The organism is Corallibacter vietnamensis (genome assembly GCF_039537875.1).
Classification (GTDB): Bacteria; Bacteroidota; Bacteroidia; order Flavobacteriales; family Flavobacteriaceae; genus Corallibacter; species Corallibacter vietnamensis.
The window spans coordinates 1,056,282-1,074,008 of sequence record NZ_BAABBI010000001.1 but is presented as its reverse complement, the minus strand read 5'-3'; the positions used below and the strand labels follow the sequence as shown (position 1 = coordinate 1,074,008).

The following is a 17,727-nucleotide window of genomic DNA, read 5'->3' as shown; positions in this document are numbered from 1 at the left end:
GAATTCTAAATAATAAATTAGCACAAATTTAAGTTTATAAGACATACATTTGCATTAAATCCCATTGAAAATGATAATATTGAGACAAAAATTCACGAAGTTTTTTGCTTTTACTGCACTAATGTTCTACTGCGGTAGTTATGCCCAAAATGGAAGTTTATCTATTAATCAAGATCAAAAAATAGATAAACTACTTGCTATTAAAAAAGATATTAACACTTCTGAAAACGGTTCTGATCGATATAAAATTCAGATTTTTTCAGGAAATAGAGATGGTGCTACTACTGCTATAAGGAATTTTAAAGATGCGTTTTCTAAATGGAAAGCCACTGATGTTTATGAAACACCGAACTATAAGGTTTGGATTGGAAATTTCAGAACCCGTTTAGAGGCTGATAGAGCTTTAGTTGAAATACAAAAAAAGTTCCCAAATGCTTTCAGGTTTAAGCCTAAAAAGGAAAAAGAAATTGAATAAAAAAAGCGGCTGTTGCCGCTTTTTTTATGTTATTATTTTTTAATAAGCTTTTGATAAAAGACGTTATTATCATAACTCTCTAACTTGACAATATATATTCCCGATTGACATTTAGAAATATTTATTTCCTGTAAATTATTATTGATTTTTATTACTTCTTTTCCATTAAGTTTAAAAATTTGCACCGACTTAATATAGTTATTTTCATCTTTTAAGGTAACAAAGTCACTTGCAGGATTAGGATATAATGACACATTAGCTGATAACAATGCTTCATCTGTATACAGAGTAGTGTCTTGTACATCTCCAGAAAGAAGGGCGTTACTAGTTGATAAGCTACCTCCACAACCTGACCCAGTTATGACTGTGTTTTCAACCCAAGTTCCTAATAATAAACTAGGCGGATTTGGAATTGAAGCTTCAGTATTATAATAAATTAGATATGAGCTAGAAAAATCTCCATTGCCATCATCTGCAATAAACTCCCAACGTGTAGAAACTTCATTCCAAAAAATTTGAAATTCACAAACACCTATTCCGCCACAATCTTGACTTCCATCAACTGGATTGGTTATAAATATATTTCTTCCTGTAGTATCTTGACCATCATTTACGAATGTATAATCTTGATCATCAAACAAGGGATGACAGCCATTAAACTCTATTTGTGCTTGACTTGATATTCCTATTAGGATAAAAATAAAGCATATTGTAATATTTCTCATGGTATGTAATTAATTTCTGCTTGGATATATTCCTTGAACACAAATAACATAACGCAATCCTAAATAAGGCTGTTTGTTATTTATTGGAGAATTCTGTCCTTGACTTGATATCATATTGCTATTCATTGTGGTTGGCGTTCCTGATGATGCATATTCTTTATCTAATAATTTTGTTCCAGCAGGATAATTACCAGTTGGGTCTGAACTTGTGCCATCTTCAACAAACGCATTAACAGCATGGTTATGTGATGGCATTTGAGCTACTGTAAGCACATTGCTTTCAACACCTCCAACTTCACCTTGAACAACTGGAGACAAGCCATTGCCTTGACCAATACCTACAGGAACACGGCCTCTTAAATCCGGCAATGCAAATGTTGTAACACCATCTCCTCCATAAGTTGTACCTAGTAAAGAATATAATGCTGCATTTTGATTTATTGGCAATAATTGTCCTTCACAAGACATCCAGCCTCTTTGATTAAAGTTTACAGCTGTTAGTTTAATATCTCCTAGATAAGCATCTTGAGCCTGAATTGCGCTACTTAAGCAAATAAATAATAGTAGTGTAGTAATAGTTTTTTTCATGATTAATAGTTTATGTAATTGATTATCACTAAGGTACAATATAAAATAAAAAGAGCGGCCTGATGGCCGCTCTTTTTTCTTTATAAAAACTGATTATTTCAATTTCTTTTTAACTTCTACTTCTCTAAATGCTTCAATAACGTCACCTTCTTTAATGTCATTGTAGTTTTTAATTTGCATACCACAATCGTAACCTTTAGAAACTTCTTTTACATCGTCTTTAAATCGTTTTAGAGATGCTAATTCTCCAGTATAAATAACTACACCATCTCTAATTAAACGTACTCCAGCATTTCTATAAATTTTACCTGAAGTCACCATACAACCAGCAATACTACCAATTTTAGATACTTTGAATATTTCTCTAATCTCTGCATTACCTGTAATTTCCTCTTTAAGCTCTGGAGAAAGCATTCCTTCCATAGCGTCTTTAAGGTCGTTTATAGCATCGTAAATAATAGAGTATGTTCTGATATCTATTTCTTCTTTATCAGCTATTTGACGTGCATTACCCATTGGTCTTACATTAAATCCGATAATAATGGCATCTGATGCTGATGCTAATAAGACATCACTTTCTGTAATTGGCCCAACACCTTTATGGATGATATTTACTTGTATTTCTTCAGTTGATAATTTTTGGAATGAATCTGTAAGTGCTTCAACAGATCCGTCCACATCACCTTTAAGAATTATATTCAACTCTTGGAAATCACCTAAAGCAATACGACGACCAATCTCGTCTAATGTAATATGACGTTGAGTACGTACAGATTGCTCTCGCTGTAATTGTGTACGCTTTGCTGCAATTTGTTTTGCTTCACGCTCGTCTTCAAACACATTAAATTTATCACCTGCTTGTGGCGCACCGTCTAATCCTAAAATTGATACTGGTGTAGATGGTCCTGCTTCTGCAATATCTTTACCTCTTTCGTCATGCATAGCTTTTACCTTACCACTATTTTTACCTGCTAAAACATAATCTCCTATACGCAATGTTCCTGCTTGTACTAAAATAGTAGATACATATCCACGTCCTTTATCAAGATAAGCTTCAACAACAGTTCCTTGCGCTGATTTATTTGGGTTTGCTTTAAGCTCTAATAATTCAGCTTCTAGCAACACTTTTTCTAATAATTCCTTAACACCTGTTCCTTGTTTTGCTGATATATCTTGGGATTGAATTTTACCACCCCAATCTTCTACTAATAAATTCATATTAGCAAGACCTTCTTTAATTTTATCAGGATTTGCGGTTGGTCTATCTATCTTGTTTATAGCAAATACAATTGGTACGCCTGCTGCTTGAGCATGAGAAATTGCTTCTTTTGTTTGTGGCATGATATCATCATCAGCAGCAATTACAATAATAGCAATATCTGTTATTTGCGCACCACGCGCACGCATTGCAGTAAAGGCTTCGTGACCTGGTGTATCTAAAAATGCAATTTTTTGACCGTCTTCCAATTGTACGCCATAAGCTCCAATATGTTGGGTAATTCCACCTGATTCTCCTGCAATTACATTCTCTTCACGAATATAATCTAAAAGTGATGTTTTACCGTGATCAACATGTCCCATTACAGTTACAATAGGAGCTCTTTCTACTAAATCTTCTGGTTTATCTTCAACCTCTTCTATAGACTCTTCAATATCAGCGGTTACAAATTCTACCTCATAGCCAAATTCTTCAGCTACAATAGACAGGGTTTCTGCATCAAGACGTTGGTTCATAGTAACCATCATACCTAGCGACATACATGCTGATATAATTTGTGTTACAGAAACATCCATCATGGTAGCTACCTCGCTAGCTGTAACAAACTCTGTCACTTTAAGAATCTTGCTTTCTGCTGCTTGACTCTGTAAGTCTTTTTCAGTTTGTTCTCTGTGCTGATCTCTTTTCTCTCTACGGTATTTTGCTCCTTTTCCTTTGTTAGATTTTCCTTGAAGTTTTTCAAGGGTTTCTCTTACTTGTTTTTGTACTTCTTCTTCGCTTGGTTCTTCTTTAACAATATTACGTCTTCCTTTTCCTGAACCAGATTTTCCTCTAAATCTGTTATTGTTTCCAGAATTTCCACCTCCTGTATTGTTAGGCCCTCCAGCTTTACTTATACGACGACGTTTTCTCTTGTTATTAGAGTCTTTATCGTCTTTTTTCTTTTCTTCTTTTTTCTTTTTAGGCTTATTAAATTGAGATAAATCAATTTTGTCTCCTGCAATTTTTGGCCCTGTTAACTTTTGATATTTTGTTTTTAGGGTTTCTTCTTCAGGTGGCTTTTGTTCTGTTTTAGGTGTTTCCTTTTTAGGAGCAACAACTTCTTTTTTAGGCGTTTGTTTTATGGGAGTTTTTGCAGAATCGTTTTTCTTTTCTTTCGGTTCTACTTTTTCTTCTTTTTTAACGTCCTTTTCTGGCTGATTAGTTTGGCTTAAAGTTTCTTTTTCAGGCTCTTTTGGAGCGTCCTTCTTTTTAGAGTCCAAGTTTATTTTGCCAACTTGTTTTGGTCCAGAAATAGACTTTTTGGCTTTAATAACTTCAGCTTCTTTTGCTTCGGCTTCTTTTCTTGCCTTTTCTTTTTGTTTTTCTTTCTCTTCAAGTTCGCGCTCGCGTTGTACTCTAAGGGCTTCTTTTTCTTTATGCTTGGCCTCACTAACTTCTTTAGACGCCATTTTTTTGCTAGCATCTGTTTGAAATTCATCAGAAAGTGTTTTATACACTTCTTGAGTGATTTTTGTAGTTGGTCGCTTCTCTATTTCGATGCCTTTTGAATCTAAAAATTCAACAGCACGATCTAAAGAAATATTGAGCTCTCTTAATACTTTATTTAATCTAATTGTTTCAGCCATAAATTGCCTTTAATATAACCTAAAATCTGTTTATTCTTCAAATTCTTCTTTAAGAATTCTTATAACCTCATTAATTGTTTCTTCTTCTAAATCTGTTCTCTTAACTAAATCATCAACATCTTGCTCTAACACGCTTTTTGCTGTATCTAAACCTACTTTGCTGAATTCTGCAATAATCCAAGGTTCTATTTCGTCTGAGAACTCTGTTAACTCTACATCTTCTTCTGCTCCTTCTCTAAACACGTCTATTTCATAACCGGTTAATTGACCTGCTAATCGTATGTTGTGTCCGCCTCTACCAATTGCTTTACTTACTTCTTCTGGCTTAAGTATTGCTTCGGCACGTTTATTTTCTTCATCTATTTTTATAGATGTTACTCTTGCTGGGCTTAACGCTCTTGTTATGTATAGTTGTAAGTTGTTTGTAAAGTTAATTACATCTATATTTTCGTTTCCTAATTCTCTAACGATACCGTGTATTCTAGATCCTTTCATACCTACACAGGCTCCTACTGGGTCTATTCTATCGTCATAAGAATCTACGGCTACTTTTGCTTTTTCGCCTGGAATTCTTACTACTTTCTTTACTGTTATTAAACCATCAAAAACTTCTGGTATTTCTTGTTCAAATAGTTTTTCTAAAAATACTGGAGATGTTCTAGACATGATAATGGCTGGCTTATTTCCTTTTAGCTCAACGTTTTCTATAACGCCTCTTACATTATCTCCTTTCCTAAAAAAGTCTGATGGTATTTGTTTGTCTTTAGGTAAAACTATCTCATTTCCTTCGTCATCTAATAAAATAATTGCTCTATGACGAATATGATGTACTTCTGCAGTGTAAATATCTCCTATTAAGTCTTTAAACTGCTTGTATATGTTTGTATTATCGTGTTCGTGAATTTTAGAAATAAGGTTTTGTCTTAATGCTAAAATTGAACGACGTCCTAAATCTATTAATTTTACTTCTTCAGATACATCTTCACCAACTTCAAAATCTGGTTCTATTTTTCTAGCTTCACTTAAAGATATTTCTTGATTAGGTTCTTCTACTTCTCCATCTGCTACAACAACACGGTTTCTCCAAATTTCTAAATCGCCTTTATCTGGGTTTATAATGATATCAAAATTATCATCATCTCCAAATTTCTTTTTCAATGCATTTCTAAATACATCCTCTAAAATCGCCATTAATGTTACACGATCTATTAGTTTGTCGTCTTTAAACTCTGAAAAAGATTCAATTAACGCAAGATTTTCCATGCTCTTCTAAATTAAAATTTAATCATAACTTTTGCTTCTACAATATTTTCATAAGCTATTTCAGCTTGTTTCTCTACAGTTACTTTCCCTTTCCCTACTGGTTTAGGTTCGCGAGATTTCCACTGTAATACAATTTCATTTTCTGTTGCGTTTAAAAGATTTCCATTTATAACATTATCTGAAGTTTTTACCTCTAATGTTCTTCCTATGTTTTTAACAAACTGTCTTTTATTGGTTAACGGTGAAGCTGCTCCTGCAGATGCAACTTCTAACGAGAAGTCTTGTTCTTCTCTATCTAGATTATGCTCTACAGCTCTGCTGATATATATACAATCATCAACGGTTACTCCGTTGTCACCATCAATAATAACTTTTATGCTATTGTCACCACCAACAGTCATTTCAATAAGAAATAAATCCTGTCTTTCTTCTAGTGCTTGACTTAATAATTTTTCTACAGTTGTTCTAAACATTTCTTGGTATAAAAAGAGGGGACTTTTCGTCCCCTCATTTAATCTTTTTTCTTACAACGCTGCAAATATACAACTTTTATATTGATTTACATAATGATTGAAATGTCATTTTTTATTCTTAAATTTAAGAATCAGACTTATTACTTAACAGATTACCTATATTTTATGAAAAAAATACTTGTTCCTACAGACTTTTCTAAAGAAGCTGAAAACGCTTTAAAAGTTGCTGCACATTTAGCAAAAAAACACAATTCAGAAATTTATTTACTTCATATGCTTGAGCTACCATTAGATCAAGTTGACATGTTAAGCCAACATAGCGAACTTCCCGAAGCTATGTTTTTTATGAAGTTAGCTCATCAAAAATTTGAAGAGACAATGTCTCAAGACTACCTTAATGATGTTACAGTTCACGAAACTGTAGATTTCAATCAGACTTTTACGGGCATTTCTAACACATGTAAAGAGCATGGTATCGATTTGATTATTATGGGATCTCATGGTGTTAGCGGCATTAAAGAGATATTTATTGGTTCTAATACCGAAAAAGTTGTTCGCTCATCTGACATACCTGTTTTGGTAATAAAAAATCATCATGATGCTTTTGAAATAAATAATTTTGTTTTTGCTTCAGATTTTAAAAATGATAACAAAGAAACTTACAAACAAGCATCTCAATTAGCGTCATTATTTAACGCTAAAATTCATTTACTTTTAGTAAATACCGCAGGCAACTTTATAACTACATCAAAAGCAAATAGTAGAATTTTAGATTTTATTAAAGATACAGATTTCAAAAATTACACTATAAATATTTACAATGATGAAAGCGTAGAGAAAGGTATTTTAAATTTTTCTCATGAAATAAACGCAGATTTAATTGGCATTAGCACACATGGCAGACAAGGTATAGCTCACTTTTTTAACGGAAGCATTAGTGAAGATTTAGTGAACCACGCAAAACGCCCCGTAATTACCTTTAAGATATAACCTAAAAGTGATATAAATAAAAAACCTCCTAAAATAGGAGGTTTTTTTGTTGGCCTACTAGGGCTCGAACCTAGACTCTTCTGGACCAAAACCAGACGTGTTGCCAGTTACACCATAGGCCATCGCTTTATTGCGGTTGCAAATTTATAACAAAGTTTTATTTTGACAAACATTTTTTAAAGAAAAATATTTTTCAATACTTAACGTTTCCTTAAAAAGACCTTTCATTACATAATTATTGTTAAATTCGCTTCGGTTTTAAAACACAGAATACATGACACATATTAGCTTTAAAAAATGGAATACCATTTTAGGTTGGTTAGCCTTTTTAATTGCTTTAATAACATACAGCTTAACCGTTGAGCCAACCGTAAGCTTCTGGGATGCTGGAGAATACATCCTCACCTCTTCTAAATTACAAGTAGGACATCCACCTGGCGCTCCACTATTTCAAATGTTTGGCGCCTTCTTTTCTATGTTTGCACTAGACCCAAGTCAAATAGGTTTGGTTATGAATATGATGAGTGCTGTTTCTAGTGCATTCACCATTTTATTTATGTTTTGGACCATTACATTATTACTAAAAAAATTAATTTCAAAAGATGATACGCTTTCTGAATCTCAAAAAATAGCCGTTCTAGGCAGTGGTTTAGTGGGTAGTTTAGCCTTTACTTTTACAGATTCATTTTGGTTTAACGCCGTTGAAACCGAAGTGTATGCCATGGCAACACTTATTATGTCTGTTTTATTTTATTTAGGCTTACGCTGGGAACAAGACATGCACAAGCCTCGCGGTAATAAATGGCTTATTTTAATTGCCTTTATTATAGGACTTTCGTTTGGAGTTCACTTTATGGGGTTATTAACTATTCCTGCAATTGGATTAATTTATTATTTTAAAAACTATAAAGAAATAACAGTAAAAAACTTCATTATAGCCAATGCTATTTCTGTAGCTATTTTATTATTTGTTTTTAAATTGTTAGCACCTAACATTCTACGCTTTTTTAGTAGTTTAGAAATATTCTTTGTAAATACTATTGGTTTACCATTTAATTCCGGAACCATTATTGCAGGACTTATTATTGTTGCCTTTGTATATTTTGGATTAAAATATACCAGAGAGAAACAATACAAGCACCTTAATACGACTTTACTTTGCATCACGTTTATCGTAATCGGGTTTTCTTCTTGGATGATGCTTCCTATTCGTGCTAATGCTAATGTGGTAATTAATGAGAATGACCCTTCTGATGCCAGAGAGCTTTTAGCGTATTATAATTTAGAACAGTATCCTGAAACACATTTATTTTACGGACCACAGTTTACAGATCAATATTCAGGGTTAGATGAAATAGAGCCTTATGTTGATGACAAACCTAATTATGAAAAAGACGATAAAAATGGTAAATACGTTATTATAAACGATTGGAAAAATGCCAAGCAAAATTACAACCACAAACACTCGTCAATTCTTCCACGTATGTGGAGCCCTGAAAACGCAGAAAACTATATGATATTTACCGGGTTTTTAGATTTTAATCTAAAACCAGAATATCAAATGGAAAATAGGCTTCGTAAAGCTGTTTCTGATTTTAAAAACGATGTTGTTCAAGGCCTAATTGACTATGAAGACTATAACAGATTTTTAAAACAGTTTGGTCAATACATTGATGTTGAAAAACCTTCATTAGGAAGCAACATCACTTATATGCTAGAATACCAGTTAGGTTATATGTATTGGCGCTATTTTATGTGGAACTTTGTAGGACGTCAAGATGACATTCAAGGAAAACTTGACAATCACGGAAATTGGTTAAGTGGCATTAAATTTATTGATGAGTGGCATTTAGGCTTATCACAAGACAACTTACCTAGCGATGTAAAAAACAACAAAGCCAGAAACACCTATTACTTTTTACCATTTATTCTTGGGTTGATAGGACTATTTTTCTTGTTTAACACAGACAAAAAACGCTTTTGGGTAATGTTGGTGTTTTTCCTTTTCACAGGATTAGCGATACAAGTTTACACCAATGTAAGACCTTTTGAACCAAGAGAACGTGACTATTCGGTAGTAGGTTCATTTTATGTATTTGCCTTATGGATTGGATTTGGTGCTTATGCCATTTTTAATTTCTTAAAAACACGTATTCAATCAAAGTTTTTACCAATAGGCATTACTTTGGCTTGCCTAGTTTTAGTTCCTGGTATTCTTGCTGCAAACAATTGGGATGACCATGATAGATCCAACAAGAAAACAGCTTTAGCTATGGCTAAAATGTATTTAGACTCTTGTGCTGAAAATGGTATTCTTTTCACTATTGGTGACAATGACACCTTTGCCCTTTGGTATGCTCAAGAAATTGAAGAATATCGCCGCGATGTTCGCATTATTAACACAAGCTTATTTCAAACAGATTGGTACATTGATCAAATGAAACGTAAAGCTTACGAAAGTGACCCAATTCCTTCACAACTTACACATGATCAATACAAATTTGGCACGCGTGATTACATCATGAAAAAAACATATTATCTTGATGCCAGAGGAAACCCAAAACCAACCATAAACACAGACACTTTATTTATCAAAGACTTTTTGGATTTTGTAACTAGCGAAAACCCAAAAACAAAGTTCAAATACATATTAGAATTACAAGGTGAAGACCCTAGTTTTTATCCGTTGCAATTTCAAAAGGCTAATTATTTCCCAGTTGAACATGTTAGAATACCTGTAAACAAGGAAAATGCTATAAAATATGGTATTGTAAAAGAAAAAGACTCAGCTAAAATTGTTGATTATTTAGATATAACTATTGATGATAGCGCTTTGTACAAAAACCGTTTATTAATGCTAGATATCGTTGCCAACAACGATTGGAAACGTCCTATTTATTTTACTGGAGGCGCATTTGGTAATGATGATTACATCTGGATGAAAGACTACTTACAACTTGACGGAATGACCTACAAACTTGTTCCTATAAAAACACCAATTGACAGGGCAAATCCGTTTGACATGGGTCGTGTTGACAGTGATTTAATGTATGATAAAGTAACTAAATGGGATTGGGGAAATAGTGGCGACCCTGACTTATATCACGATACAGAAACGCGTAAAAACTCTATTACATACCGTGGTAATTTAGCACGACTTATAGAGCAACTCATTAACGAAGACAAGCCTAAAAAAGCCGAAGAGATAGCTGATATAGCCATGAAAAACATGCCTGTTAATTACTATGGATATTACACCCTTTTAGAACCATATATTAGTGCATATTATGAAGTAGATGCCCCAGAGAAAGCTAGAAAGCTTTTTAAAGAAGTTTCTAAAAAATACCAAGAAACCCTAACCTATTATAGCTCGCTAACTGTAGATAAACAATATGAGGTTATTGAAGACATTATTACAGACATTGAACGTTACAAAGGGCTTGTTGATGTAGTAAAAGAGTACGATAAAGAAATGGCTATAACAGAAACTAAGACGTTTACTAACTATTTAAACTTGTTTAATCATTTTTATCAAGATGAACCAAGCTATCGAGACAGACCAGCTGAACCAGATTTAGCTCCAGAAACTAAAATAGATAGTTTGCTAATTGAAGAATAATGAGTTTAACAACACCTGTTAAAATACCAAAACTAATAAAAGGCATGTTCCCAAAATACATTTGGAACATGCCTTTAAACATAGATAAAACAATTTATCTAACCTTTGATGACGGCCCAACTCCTGAAATTACCGGTTGGACTCTAAAAACGCTTAAGCAATATAATGCTAAAGCGACTTTTTTTTGCATAGGAAATAACGTTGAAAAATACCCAGAGATTTTTAATAGCATTCTAAAAGACGGGCATGCCGTAGGAAACCACACGCACAATCACATAAAAGGCTGGAAAACAAAAACGAAAGACTACCTTAAAAATATAGAGAAAGCCCAAAAGGTTTTTGCATTGCATGTAGAAAGCAACGAACATCAAGTATCACGACTATTTAGACCACCATATGGCCAAATAACACCCAAACAAGGAAAAAATATTTTAAAAAAAGGGTACCAAGTAGTTATGTGGGAAATTATCTCTATAGACTGGGATAAAAATATAGCCCCAGAAACCTGTTTTAAAAACGTAATAAACACCGCTAAAAACGGAAGCGTGATTGTGTTTCATGATAGTGTTAAAGCATCAAAAAATATGATGTACGCACTTCCTAAAGTTTTAGAATATTATAGTAAAAAAGGGTATGCCTTTAAAGCTATCACAAGTACTCCTGAATAATACCTATAAGCGTATTAGCATCTTGTTCACCGCTATGACGCCATTTCATTTCGCCGTTTTTATAAATAATTAATGTTGGCAAACCTTTTACACGAAGTGCTTCTGCTAGTTCTTTGTTTTTGTCAACATCAATTTTTATGACCTTGGCTTTATCTCCAAGCGCAGCAGCTACATCACGCAACACAGCATGCATTTCTTTTGATTGCTCATTCCATTCTGTAAAAAAATCTAACAGAACAGGAATATTTACATCTATTAAATCTCCAAATTTTGACATACTTTAAAGTTTTAAGCCAAATGCAGTAATATAAACCTACACATTTATTTATTATTCTTATTTGACAGCCTAATTATACCCATCTAGCAGTGTGCTATTTATAAAAATACGCAATTTCTTAATAATAAAATAGGTTGAAGAGCAACTAAACGTTTTTAGTTGCTTTTTTTAGTTCAATAACAGTAATTTCTGGCCATATACCAACACGCCCTGGGAATGCGTGATAGCCAAATCCTCGATTTACATTTATATAACGACCAAACTCCTTATACAATCCTGCCCATTGTTTATAGACATACTGCGACGGACTCCATTTAAAAAAGCCTGGTATCTCAATACCCATTTGCAAACCATGAGTATGTCCGCTTAAGGTAAGCTGGTAATTAAAGTCGTCTTTTTTCACCTTATATTCCCAATGAGAAGGATCATGCGACATTAAAATCTTAAAATCATTCTGGCTAACTCCTTGGGTTGCTACCTCAAGATCTCCAGCTTGATTAAAACCTTTTCCCCAGTTCTCAACACCAATTAAAGCTAGCTTTTGGCCATCTTTTTCGATATATCGATGTTCATTTAACAATAAGTCAAAACCTATTTTAGGGTGAATACCTTTAACTGCTTCAAAGTTTTTAATCTTATCTACACGATGTTCCCAATCAACATAATCACCGTAATCATGATTTCCTAGCACAGAAAACTTACCATAAGGTGCCTTTAACACTTTAAAAACATCTATCCAATCATCCATTTCAGAGGCAACATTGTTTACAATATCACCTGTAAAAAGCATTAAATCAGATTTTTGCTCATTAATTAAATCTACACCATACTGTATTTTTTCTTTGTTAGTAAAACTACCGGAATGAATATCAGTTATTTGCGTTATCGTAAAGCCATCAAAAGCTTCTGGTAAATCATCAAATTCTAAATGATATTTTAAAACCTTATAGTTATATCGTCCTTGAATAATACCATAAATGAATCCTGCAAACGGAATAGCAGCAAGCCCTAATGCTAATTTAGCCACAAAAGTACGCCTACTGGCTAGAGGCATGGTTTCTCCTGGCATGAAAAACGATATCAGTTTTTGAATAATTCGCACAACATCTTCCCCAAACATCATTAAAATTAGTACCGCTTTAGGAATTAATATAGTCAACATAAACCCAACAGCATACTGGAATTGTAATGTTTGCCCCATACTTCTAGGGGTTGAAAAAATAACGTAAATTAAATTGATATATACTAAAGCAGAAACTCCCAACCAAACCCAACGTATAACGCGGCTTTTGGTTACTGTTTTTAAAGCTTGAAATGCATAAATTTCTGCTATAAGAATAATAACAGATAGTATGATTAGTCTAATAACCCAACGAGACATAAAGTATGTTTATCATGAAACAAAGATAACTGTTAAAAACTCAAGGTCTTTTAACATCTTGTTAAAGTTGATTCAAAGTTTTAATTTTAAGATTGCTTAATGAGGCTGATTGTGTTTTAAACACAATGCGTTTTTCTTCATTTGGCAACAAGTCAAAATAGTTGTCGGAAAAGCGTCCTTTTTCATTACAAAATAAAAACACATCTTTTTGAAGCGTTTTACTTTGCAAAACAATTTCAAAACCTTCATCTACTTTAAGTATTTTTTTCTGAATAGTTTCTTTTACTAAATTCAAATCTTTAGGTTTCTCCAAATAAAAGTATGATTTATAATCTTTAAATTCAGTAACAACTACCACGTCATTGAATGCTATATTTTTGTTTTTTAAAGGAATCTCATATATCAAGTTACTTGAGTTTTCTGGCACATCAATTACCGAAGCGCTTTCCCAAATTTTAACACCGTAAAAGTCCATAATCTTAACAGAAAAAACACCTGAAAGCGATTTATAATTATCATTTACAACAAACAAATTAAGATCATCTCCTTCTAATTTTGAAGAAATCAATACATTTTCAAAACTACGTTTTGCCTTGTAATGCAAGGCTTTCCAGTTTCCAAAAAAATCAATACTAGACCACGAAACAGCAGGCCAACAATCATTGAGCTGCCAATACAGTGTTCCCATATTATAAGGCCTTGCCCGGCGTTGCGCCTCAATACCTTTGGTAATACCATAAGCCTGTAACAACTGACTCACATACACATAGTCTTCCACGTTATCAGGAACAGGAAAGTCCCGTTGCATATAGGCATCGATGATTTGAAATCCTCTAGAGTGTTTTTGGTGGTTTTTAAATGCTTTAGAAGTAATATTTAGCGTATCATTTTGATTGATATAATTAATCACTTCATAACTTGGAAATGACTGAAAGCCAAACTCACTCATAAATCGTGGCACATGCGTTTCTAAATGCTCAAATGGATAACCATCATGCCAAATCCACCAATCATGCGCATCGCCTTCAAATTCGTAGTTTGGATTGCCGCGACCATATTTTGGAGAACTTTCCCAATAATCAACATTTGAATATTGTCTGACCGTTTTGGGCAAAATAGAATCAAAAACCTTTAAATAATTTTCCCAAATCTCACTTTTTTCGGCTTCACTTCTATCGGCTTGCCAGCCCCAACGATGCCAACCTTCAGAGCTTTCATTATTACCACACCACAACGCCACAGATGGATGGTTTCGCAAACGCTTCACATTATCAATAGCCTCTTGCTGTACATTTTCTAAAAACGTATCATCACCTGGATACATAGCACAAGCAAACATGAAATCTTGCCAAACCAAAATGCCTTTTTCATCACATAAATCATAAAACACATCATTCTCATAAATGCCGCCACCCCAAACACGAAGCATATTCATATTAGCATCAACAACATCATTCAACAACTGCTCATAATGCTTGTTTGTGACTTGATTTTGAAAACTATGCTGTGGAATGTAATTGGCTCCCTTGGCATATACTGGAATGCCATTAACCTTAAAATAAAATGATTCGCCCAAGCTATCTTTTTCAGTAACTAAATCAATTGTTCGTAAGCCTACTTTTTTAGAAACACTATCTAAAATAGTTTCTCCATCTTTTACAACCACTTTTACATCATACAAATAAGGCTCGCCTAAATTATGAGGCCACCAGCGCTTTGGATTTTTGATATTAAAAATAATATCTGATTTATCTTGTTTTGAATATGACGTATTCAATGTATCATTAACATAAATATCATAAGTCACATGACTTTTATCTTCTGAAGAAACCGAAACATTCAAAATACATCTCGCAATCGAATCATTTAATACTTTCTGCTCAATATAAATATCTTCAATTTTAAAATCATCCCAAGTTTCTAAATTTACATCTCGCCAAATGCCACTTACATTGAGTTTTGGTCCCCAATCCCAACCGTATTGAAATTGTGCCTTTCTTGTAAAAATTCGGTTTCCTTCCGGTAATGTGTAATGTAATTTTGATTTAGCTTCCGCTTCATGCTTTGAGGTATTTTCAAATAGAATTCGCAAGCTATTTTTAGCTTTTAATAACGGCTTAACATCTACCGAAAACTCACGAAATGCATTATTGGTTTTCAAGATAAGACTATCATTTAAAAACACAGATGCATACGTATCTAAACCTTCAAAATTCAACACTATGTGCTTTCGCTTTAAAGTTTCAGGAGTAACTTTAAAATGGGTTTTATATTCCCAATTGGTTTGTGAAACCCATTGCACATCCTCTTCATGATTACCAATAAAAGGGTCTGGAATTTTATTGTGTTGCAACAAACCTGAAAACACATTTCCAGGAACATTAGCTGGTAACCAATTGGTAGTATTTTCAGCTTTAAATTGCCAATTAGAATTTAAAGAAATGGTTTCTGGCACATGGTTTTTATCTTGACAACCATGCAAAACCATAAAGGTGAAAATAGCCAAAGAACATTTTAATAAATTACTCATCATAAACTAAATATGCTGAAACCATCCAATAATTAATTTTATCATCTTCCAAGGCTTGCGCTTCAGGAATTGCAAACTCAAAAATATGTGTTCCTTTTTCTAGGTTTCCAAGAGAAATCACTTCTGGCTTCACATCGCTTCCAGGACACCAATTTGATCTTGAGTAGTCTGACGAAGCAATACGTTCTTCTATCTCTTCACCTTTCCAAGTAGCTTTTTCCATCCAAACACCTGAAGTTGGATTAAAACGCCTGAAGCTAGCGCAATCGTCACGCCAAGGAACAAATTGCTTAATAACCGAATCGTTGAGTTTAATGATATTTTCTTTTTTGGTAAATTCATCACCTTCTGCATGTCCGCCATGACCAGTAGTTATGTAGTACAACCTGGCATTTTTCAGGATTTTATCTGTTGGAATTTCAATTTTTAAATTACCTCTTGAAAAAGCATCATAAAATTTTTGATCCGCAGCATATTTTGCTGTATTAACTACAGGAATAACGCCTTGTTTCTTTTTTGTATGATTAGGAATGGTGCTTTCTTCAAAATGTAAATTGACCGAAATGTTATACCCTTCTTTGGTCCACGTATCAATAAAAACACCTATGTAAACTTCATTTTCAAGAAGTGGCAATAACTGGGTAATATCTTGCTGCCATGTTACTTGTTCTTCCCATTTTGGAATGTAAACAGGTTTTAAAGCTTCTACACGTTTATCTTCATTAAAAAAACCAATACCAAAAGGTGTCATAAAGCGTAAAAGCTCAATATTAGGTTGATAGATTTTATCATCAATTACTGCTGTTTTAATACCAGGAAAACTATCTGTAAACTGTTCTTTTTTAAGTGTTTTATTTTCTAAATCTAAAAAGCTTAAATCTGCAGAAGCAGGAACAACAAACAAAGAACCTGATTTGTCCCAAGGATCACCGTTTGATGTTAGTGTGACATCCGCAATAACTTTAGGCTGAATTTTGTATGTTGGTAATGTCACTTTTTTAAGTAATACGCGACCAGCATCTAACCGTAAAATACTATCCGATTTTTTAATAGAATCGTTTTTAAAAGCCACATCAAAATATAAGTTGGTATTATTAAAAACCTCAACATCAGTATTTCCAATGGGTTTAATTTGCGGTTTACAAGCACTTACTACAACAGCAAAGATTATTAAGAATTTTATTTTCATGTATGAATAATTTTTAGAATAGTTTTTATTGTATCTACATCTGATACCGTTTGAGGATTTTCACCAAAGAACACTGAAGATTCTGTAGCAATCACTTTTGAAGCCGAAGTATGAATTTCCTCAAATCCTGCTTTTTTAAATTCGGCGATATTTTCAACATTAACTCCACTTCCTACAAGAATTTTTATTTTTCCTTCGGATTGTTTTTTTAAAGATTTAAGTAACGCTATACCATCTAAAGCTTTAGGATGTTGCCCTGAAGTTAGAAGACGATCAGCACCTAAATTTATTAATTCTTTTATTGATTTTTCTGGATTCGGCACACAATCAAAGGCACGATGAAATGTAAACGACAGCGGTTTGGATAATGCTATTAGTGCTTCAGTTCGTTTTAAATCTATAGTAGAATTCTCATTTAAAACACCTGATACAATGCCTTTGACTCCAAGATTTTTGCACATTTGAATATCCTGTTTCATGATGTCAAATTCTGCATCAGAATAACAAAAATTACCACTTCGTGGTCTAATCAATACAAAAACAGGAATATTTAAAACTTCAACAACTTCTTTGATGAGTCCGTAACTTGGTGTGATACCACCTAAAGACAATTCACTACACAATTCTATACGATGTGCTCCTGCTATTTGAGCATTTACAGCTGATTGATAGGAATTGGCACAGATTTCTAACAACATTCTT

Annotated in this window: 14 protein-coding genes and 1 tRNA gene; 4 read left to right on the top strand and 11 right to left on the bottom strand. The window is 33.4% G+C overall.

The genetic code is table 11. From position 1 onward, the window contains the following. The first annotated feature begins 70 nt into the window (after positions 1 to 70). Positions 71 to 475 carry an SPOR domain-containing protein gene (locus ABD690_RS04895; RefSeq protein ID WP_344727731.1) on the top strand — a complete coding sequence of 135 codons (405 nt, stop codon included), beginning with the start codon at positions 71 to 73 and terminating at the stop codon, positions 473 to 475. Between the two features lie 32 nt (positions 476 to 507). Here the strand turns inward: ABD690_RS04895 and ABD690_RS04890 are convergent, their stop codons facing one another. From ABD690_RS04890 to rimP, 5 genes are all read right to left on the bottom strand, one after another. Further along, positions 508 to 1,200 carry a T9SS type A sorting domain-containing protein gene (locus tag ABD690_RS04890; RefSeq protein ID WP_344727730.1) on the bottom strand — a complete coding sequence of 231 codons (693 nt, stop codon included), beginning with the start codon at positions 1,198 to 1,200 and terminating at the stop codon, positions 508 to 510. Between the two features lie 9 nt (positions 1,201 to 1,209). Further along, positions 1,210 to 1,788: a phage tail protein gene (locus tag ABD690_RS04885; protein WP_344727729.1), complete on the bottom strand. Its 579-nt coding sequence runs from the start codon at positions 1,786 to 1,788 to the stop codon at positions 1,210 to 1,212. 93 nt (positions 1,789 to 1,881) lie between these two features. After that, positions 1,882 to 4,635: a translation initiation factor IF-2 gene (gene infB / locus ABD690_RS04880; RefSeq protein WP_344727725.1), complete on the bottom strand. Its 2,754-nt coding sequence runs from the start codon at positions 4,633 to 4,635 to the stop codon at positions 1,882 to 1,884. A gap of 30 nt (positions 4,636 to 4,665) precedes the next feature. Continuing rightward, complete coding sequence (gene nusA / locus ABD690_RS04875; protein ID WP_344727722.1) at positions 4,666 to 5,898, bottom strand: transcription termination factor NusA; 1,233 nt, start codon at positions 5,896 to 5,898, stop codon at positions 4,666 to 4,668. A gap of 11 nt (positions 5,899 to 5,909) precedes the next feature. After that, on the bottom strand, positions 5,910 to 6,371 hold the full coding sequence (gene rimP / locus ABD690_RS04870) for a ribosome assembly cofactor RimP (RefSeq protein ID WP_344727719.1): 462 nt from the start codon (positions 6,369 to 6,371) through the stop codon (positions 5,910 to 5,912). A gap of 165 nt (positions 6,372 to 6,536) precedes the next feature. Here rimP and ABD690_RS04865 point away from each other — a divergent pair, with 165 nt between their 5' ends. After that, entirely contained in the window at positions 6,537 to 7,361 is an 825-nt protein-coding gene (locus tag ABD690_RS04865) for a universal stress protein (protein ID WP_344727715.1), read from the top strand. Between the two features lie 49 nt (positions 7,362 to 7,410). Here ABD690_RS04865 and ABD690_RS04860 read toward each other — a convergent pair. After that, a tRNA-Gln gene (locus ABD690_RS04860) sits at positions 7,411 to 7,483 on the bottom strand. 152 nt (positions 7,484 to 7,635) lie between these two features. Between ABD690_RS04860 and ABD690_RS04855 the strand changes: the two genes are divergently transcribed. Together ABD690_RS04855 and ABD690_RS04850 are read left to right on the top strand one after the other, a co-directional pair. Continuing rightward, on the top strand, positions 7,636 to 10,980 hold the full coding sequence (locus ABD690_RS04855) for a DUF2723 domain-containing protein (protein WP_344727712.1): 3,345 nt from the start codon (positions 7,636 to 7,638) through the stop codon (positions 10,978 to 10,980). Next, on the top strand, positions 10,980 to 11,648 hold the full coding sequence (locus ABD690_RS04850) for a polysaccharide deacetylase family protein (RefSeq protein WP_344727709.1): 669 nt from the start codon (positions 10,980 to 10,982) through the stop codon (positions 11,646 to 11,648). The genes ABD690_RS04855 and ABD690_RS04850 overlap by 1 nt, the downstream gene beginning before the upstream one ends. Here ABD690_RS04850 and ABD690_RS04845 read toward each other — a convergent pair. The 5 genes from ABD690_RS04845 to ABD690_RS04825 all read right to left on the bottom strand — a co-directional run bounded on the left by ABD690_RS04845 (position 11,629) and on the right by ABD690_RS04825 (position 17,723). Then, positions 11,629 to 11,925, bottom strand: coding sequence for a thioredoxin family protein (locus ABD690_RS04845; protein ID WP_344727707.1), 297 nt, complete (start codon positions 11,923 to 11,925; stop codon positions 11,629 to 11,631). The two genes, ABD690_RS04850 and ABD690_RS04845, sit on opposite strands and share 20 nt — an antisense overlap. Before the next feature lie 145 nt (positions 11,926 to 12,070). After that, positions 12,071 to 13,306 carry a metallophosphoesterase gene (locus ABD690_RS04840; protein WP_344727703.1) on the bottom strand — a complete coding sequence of 412 codons (1,236 nt, stop codon included), beginning with the start codon at positions 13,304 to 13,306 and terminating at the stop codon, positions 12,071 to 12,073. A 61-nt stretch (positions 13,307 to 13,367) separates the two neighbouring features. Beyond that, entirely contained in the window at positions 13,368 to 15,836 is a 2,469-nt protein-coding gene (locus tag ABD690_RS04835) for a beta-mannosidase (protein ID WP_344727699.1), read from the bottom strand. Beyond that, on the bottom strand, positions 15,829 to 17,025 hold the full coding sequence (locus ABD690_RS04830; RefSeq protein WP_344727697.1) for a PNGase F N-terminal domain-containing protein: 1,197 nt from the start codon (positions 17,023 to 17,025) through the stop codon (positions 15,829 to 15,831). The genes ABD690_RS04835 and ABD690_RS04830 overlap by 8 nt, the downstream gene beginning before the upstream one ends. Next, entirely contained in the window at positions 17,022 to 17,723 is a 702-nt protein-coding gene (locus tag ABD690_RS04825; RefSeq protein ID WP_344727695.1) for a copper homeostasis protein CutC, read from the bottom strand. The genes ABD690_RS04830 and ABD690_RS04825 overlap by 4 nt, the downstream gene beginning before the upstream one ends. Between the last annotated feature and the right edge of the window lie 4 nt (positions 17,724 to 17,727).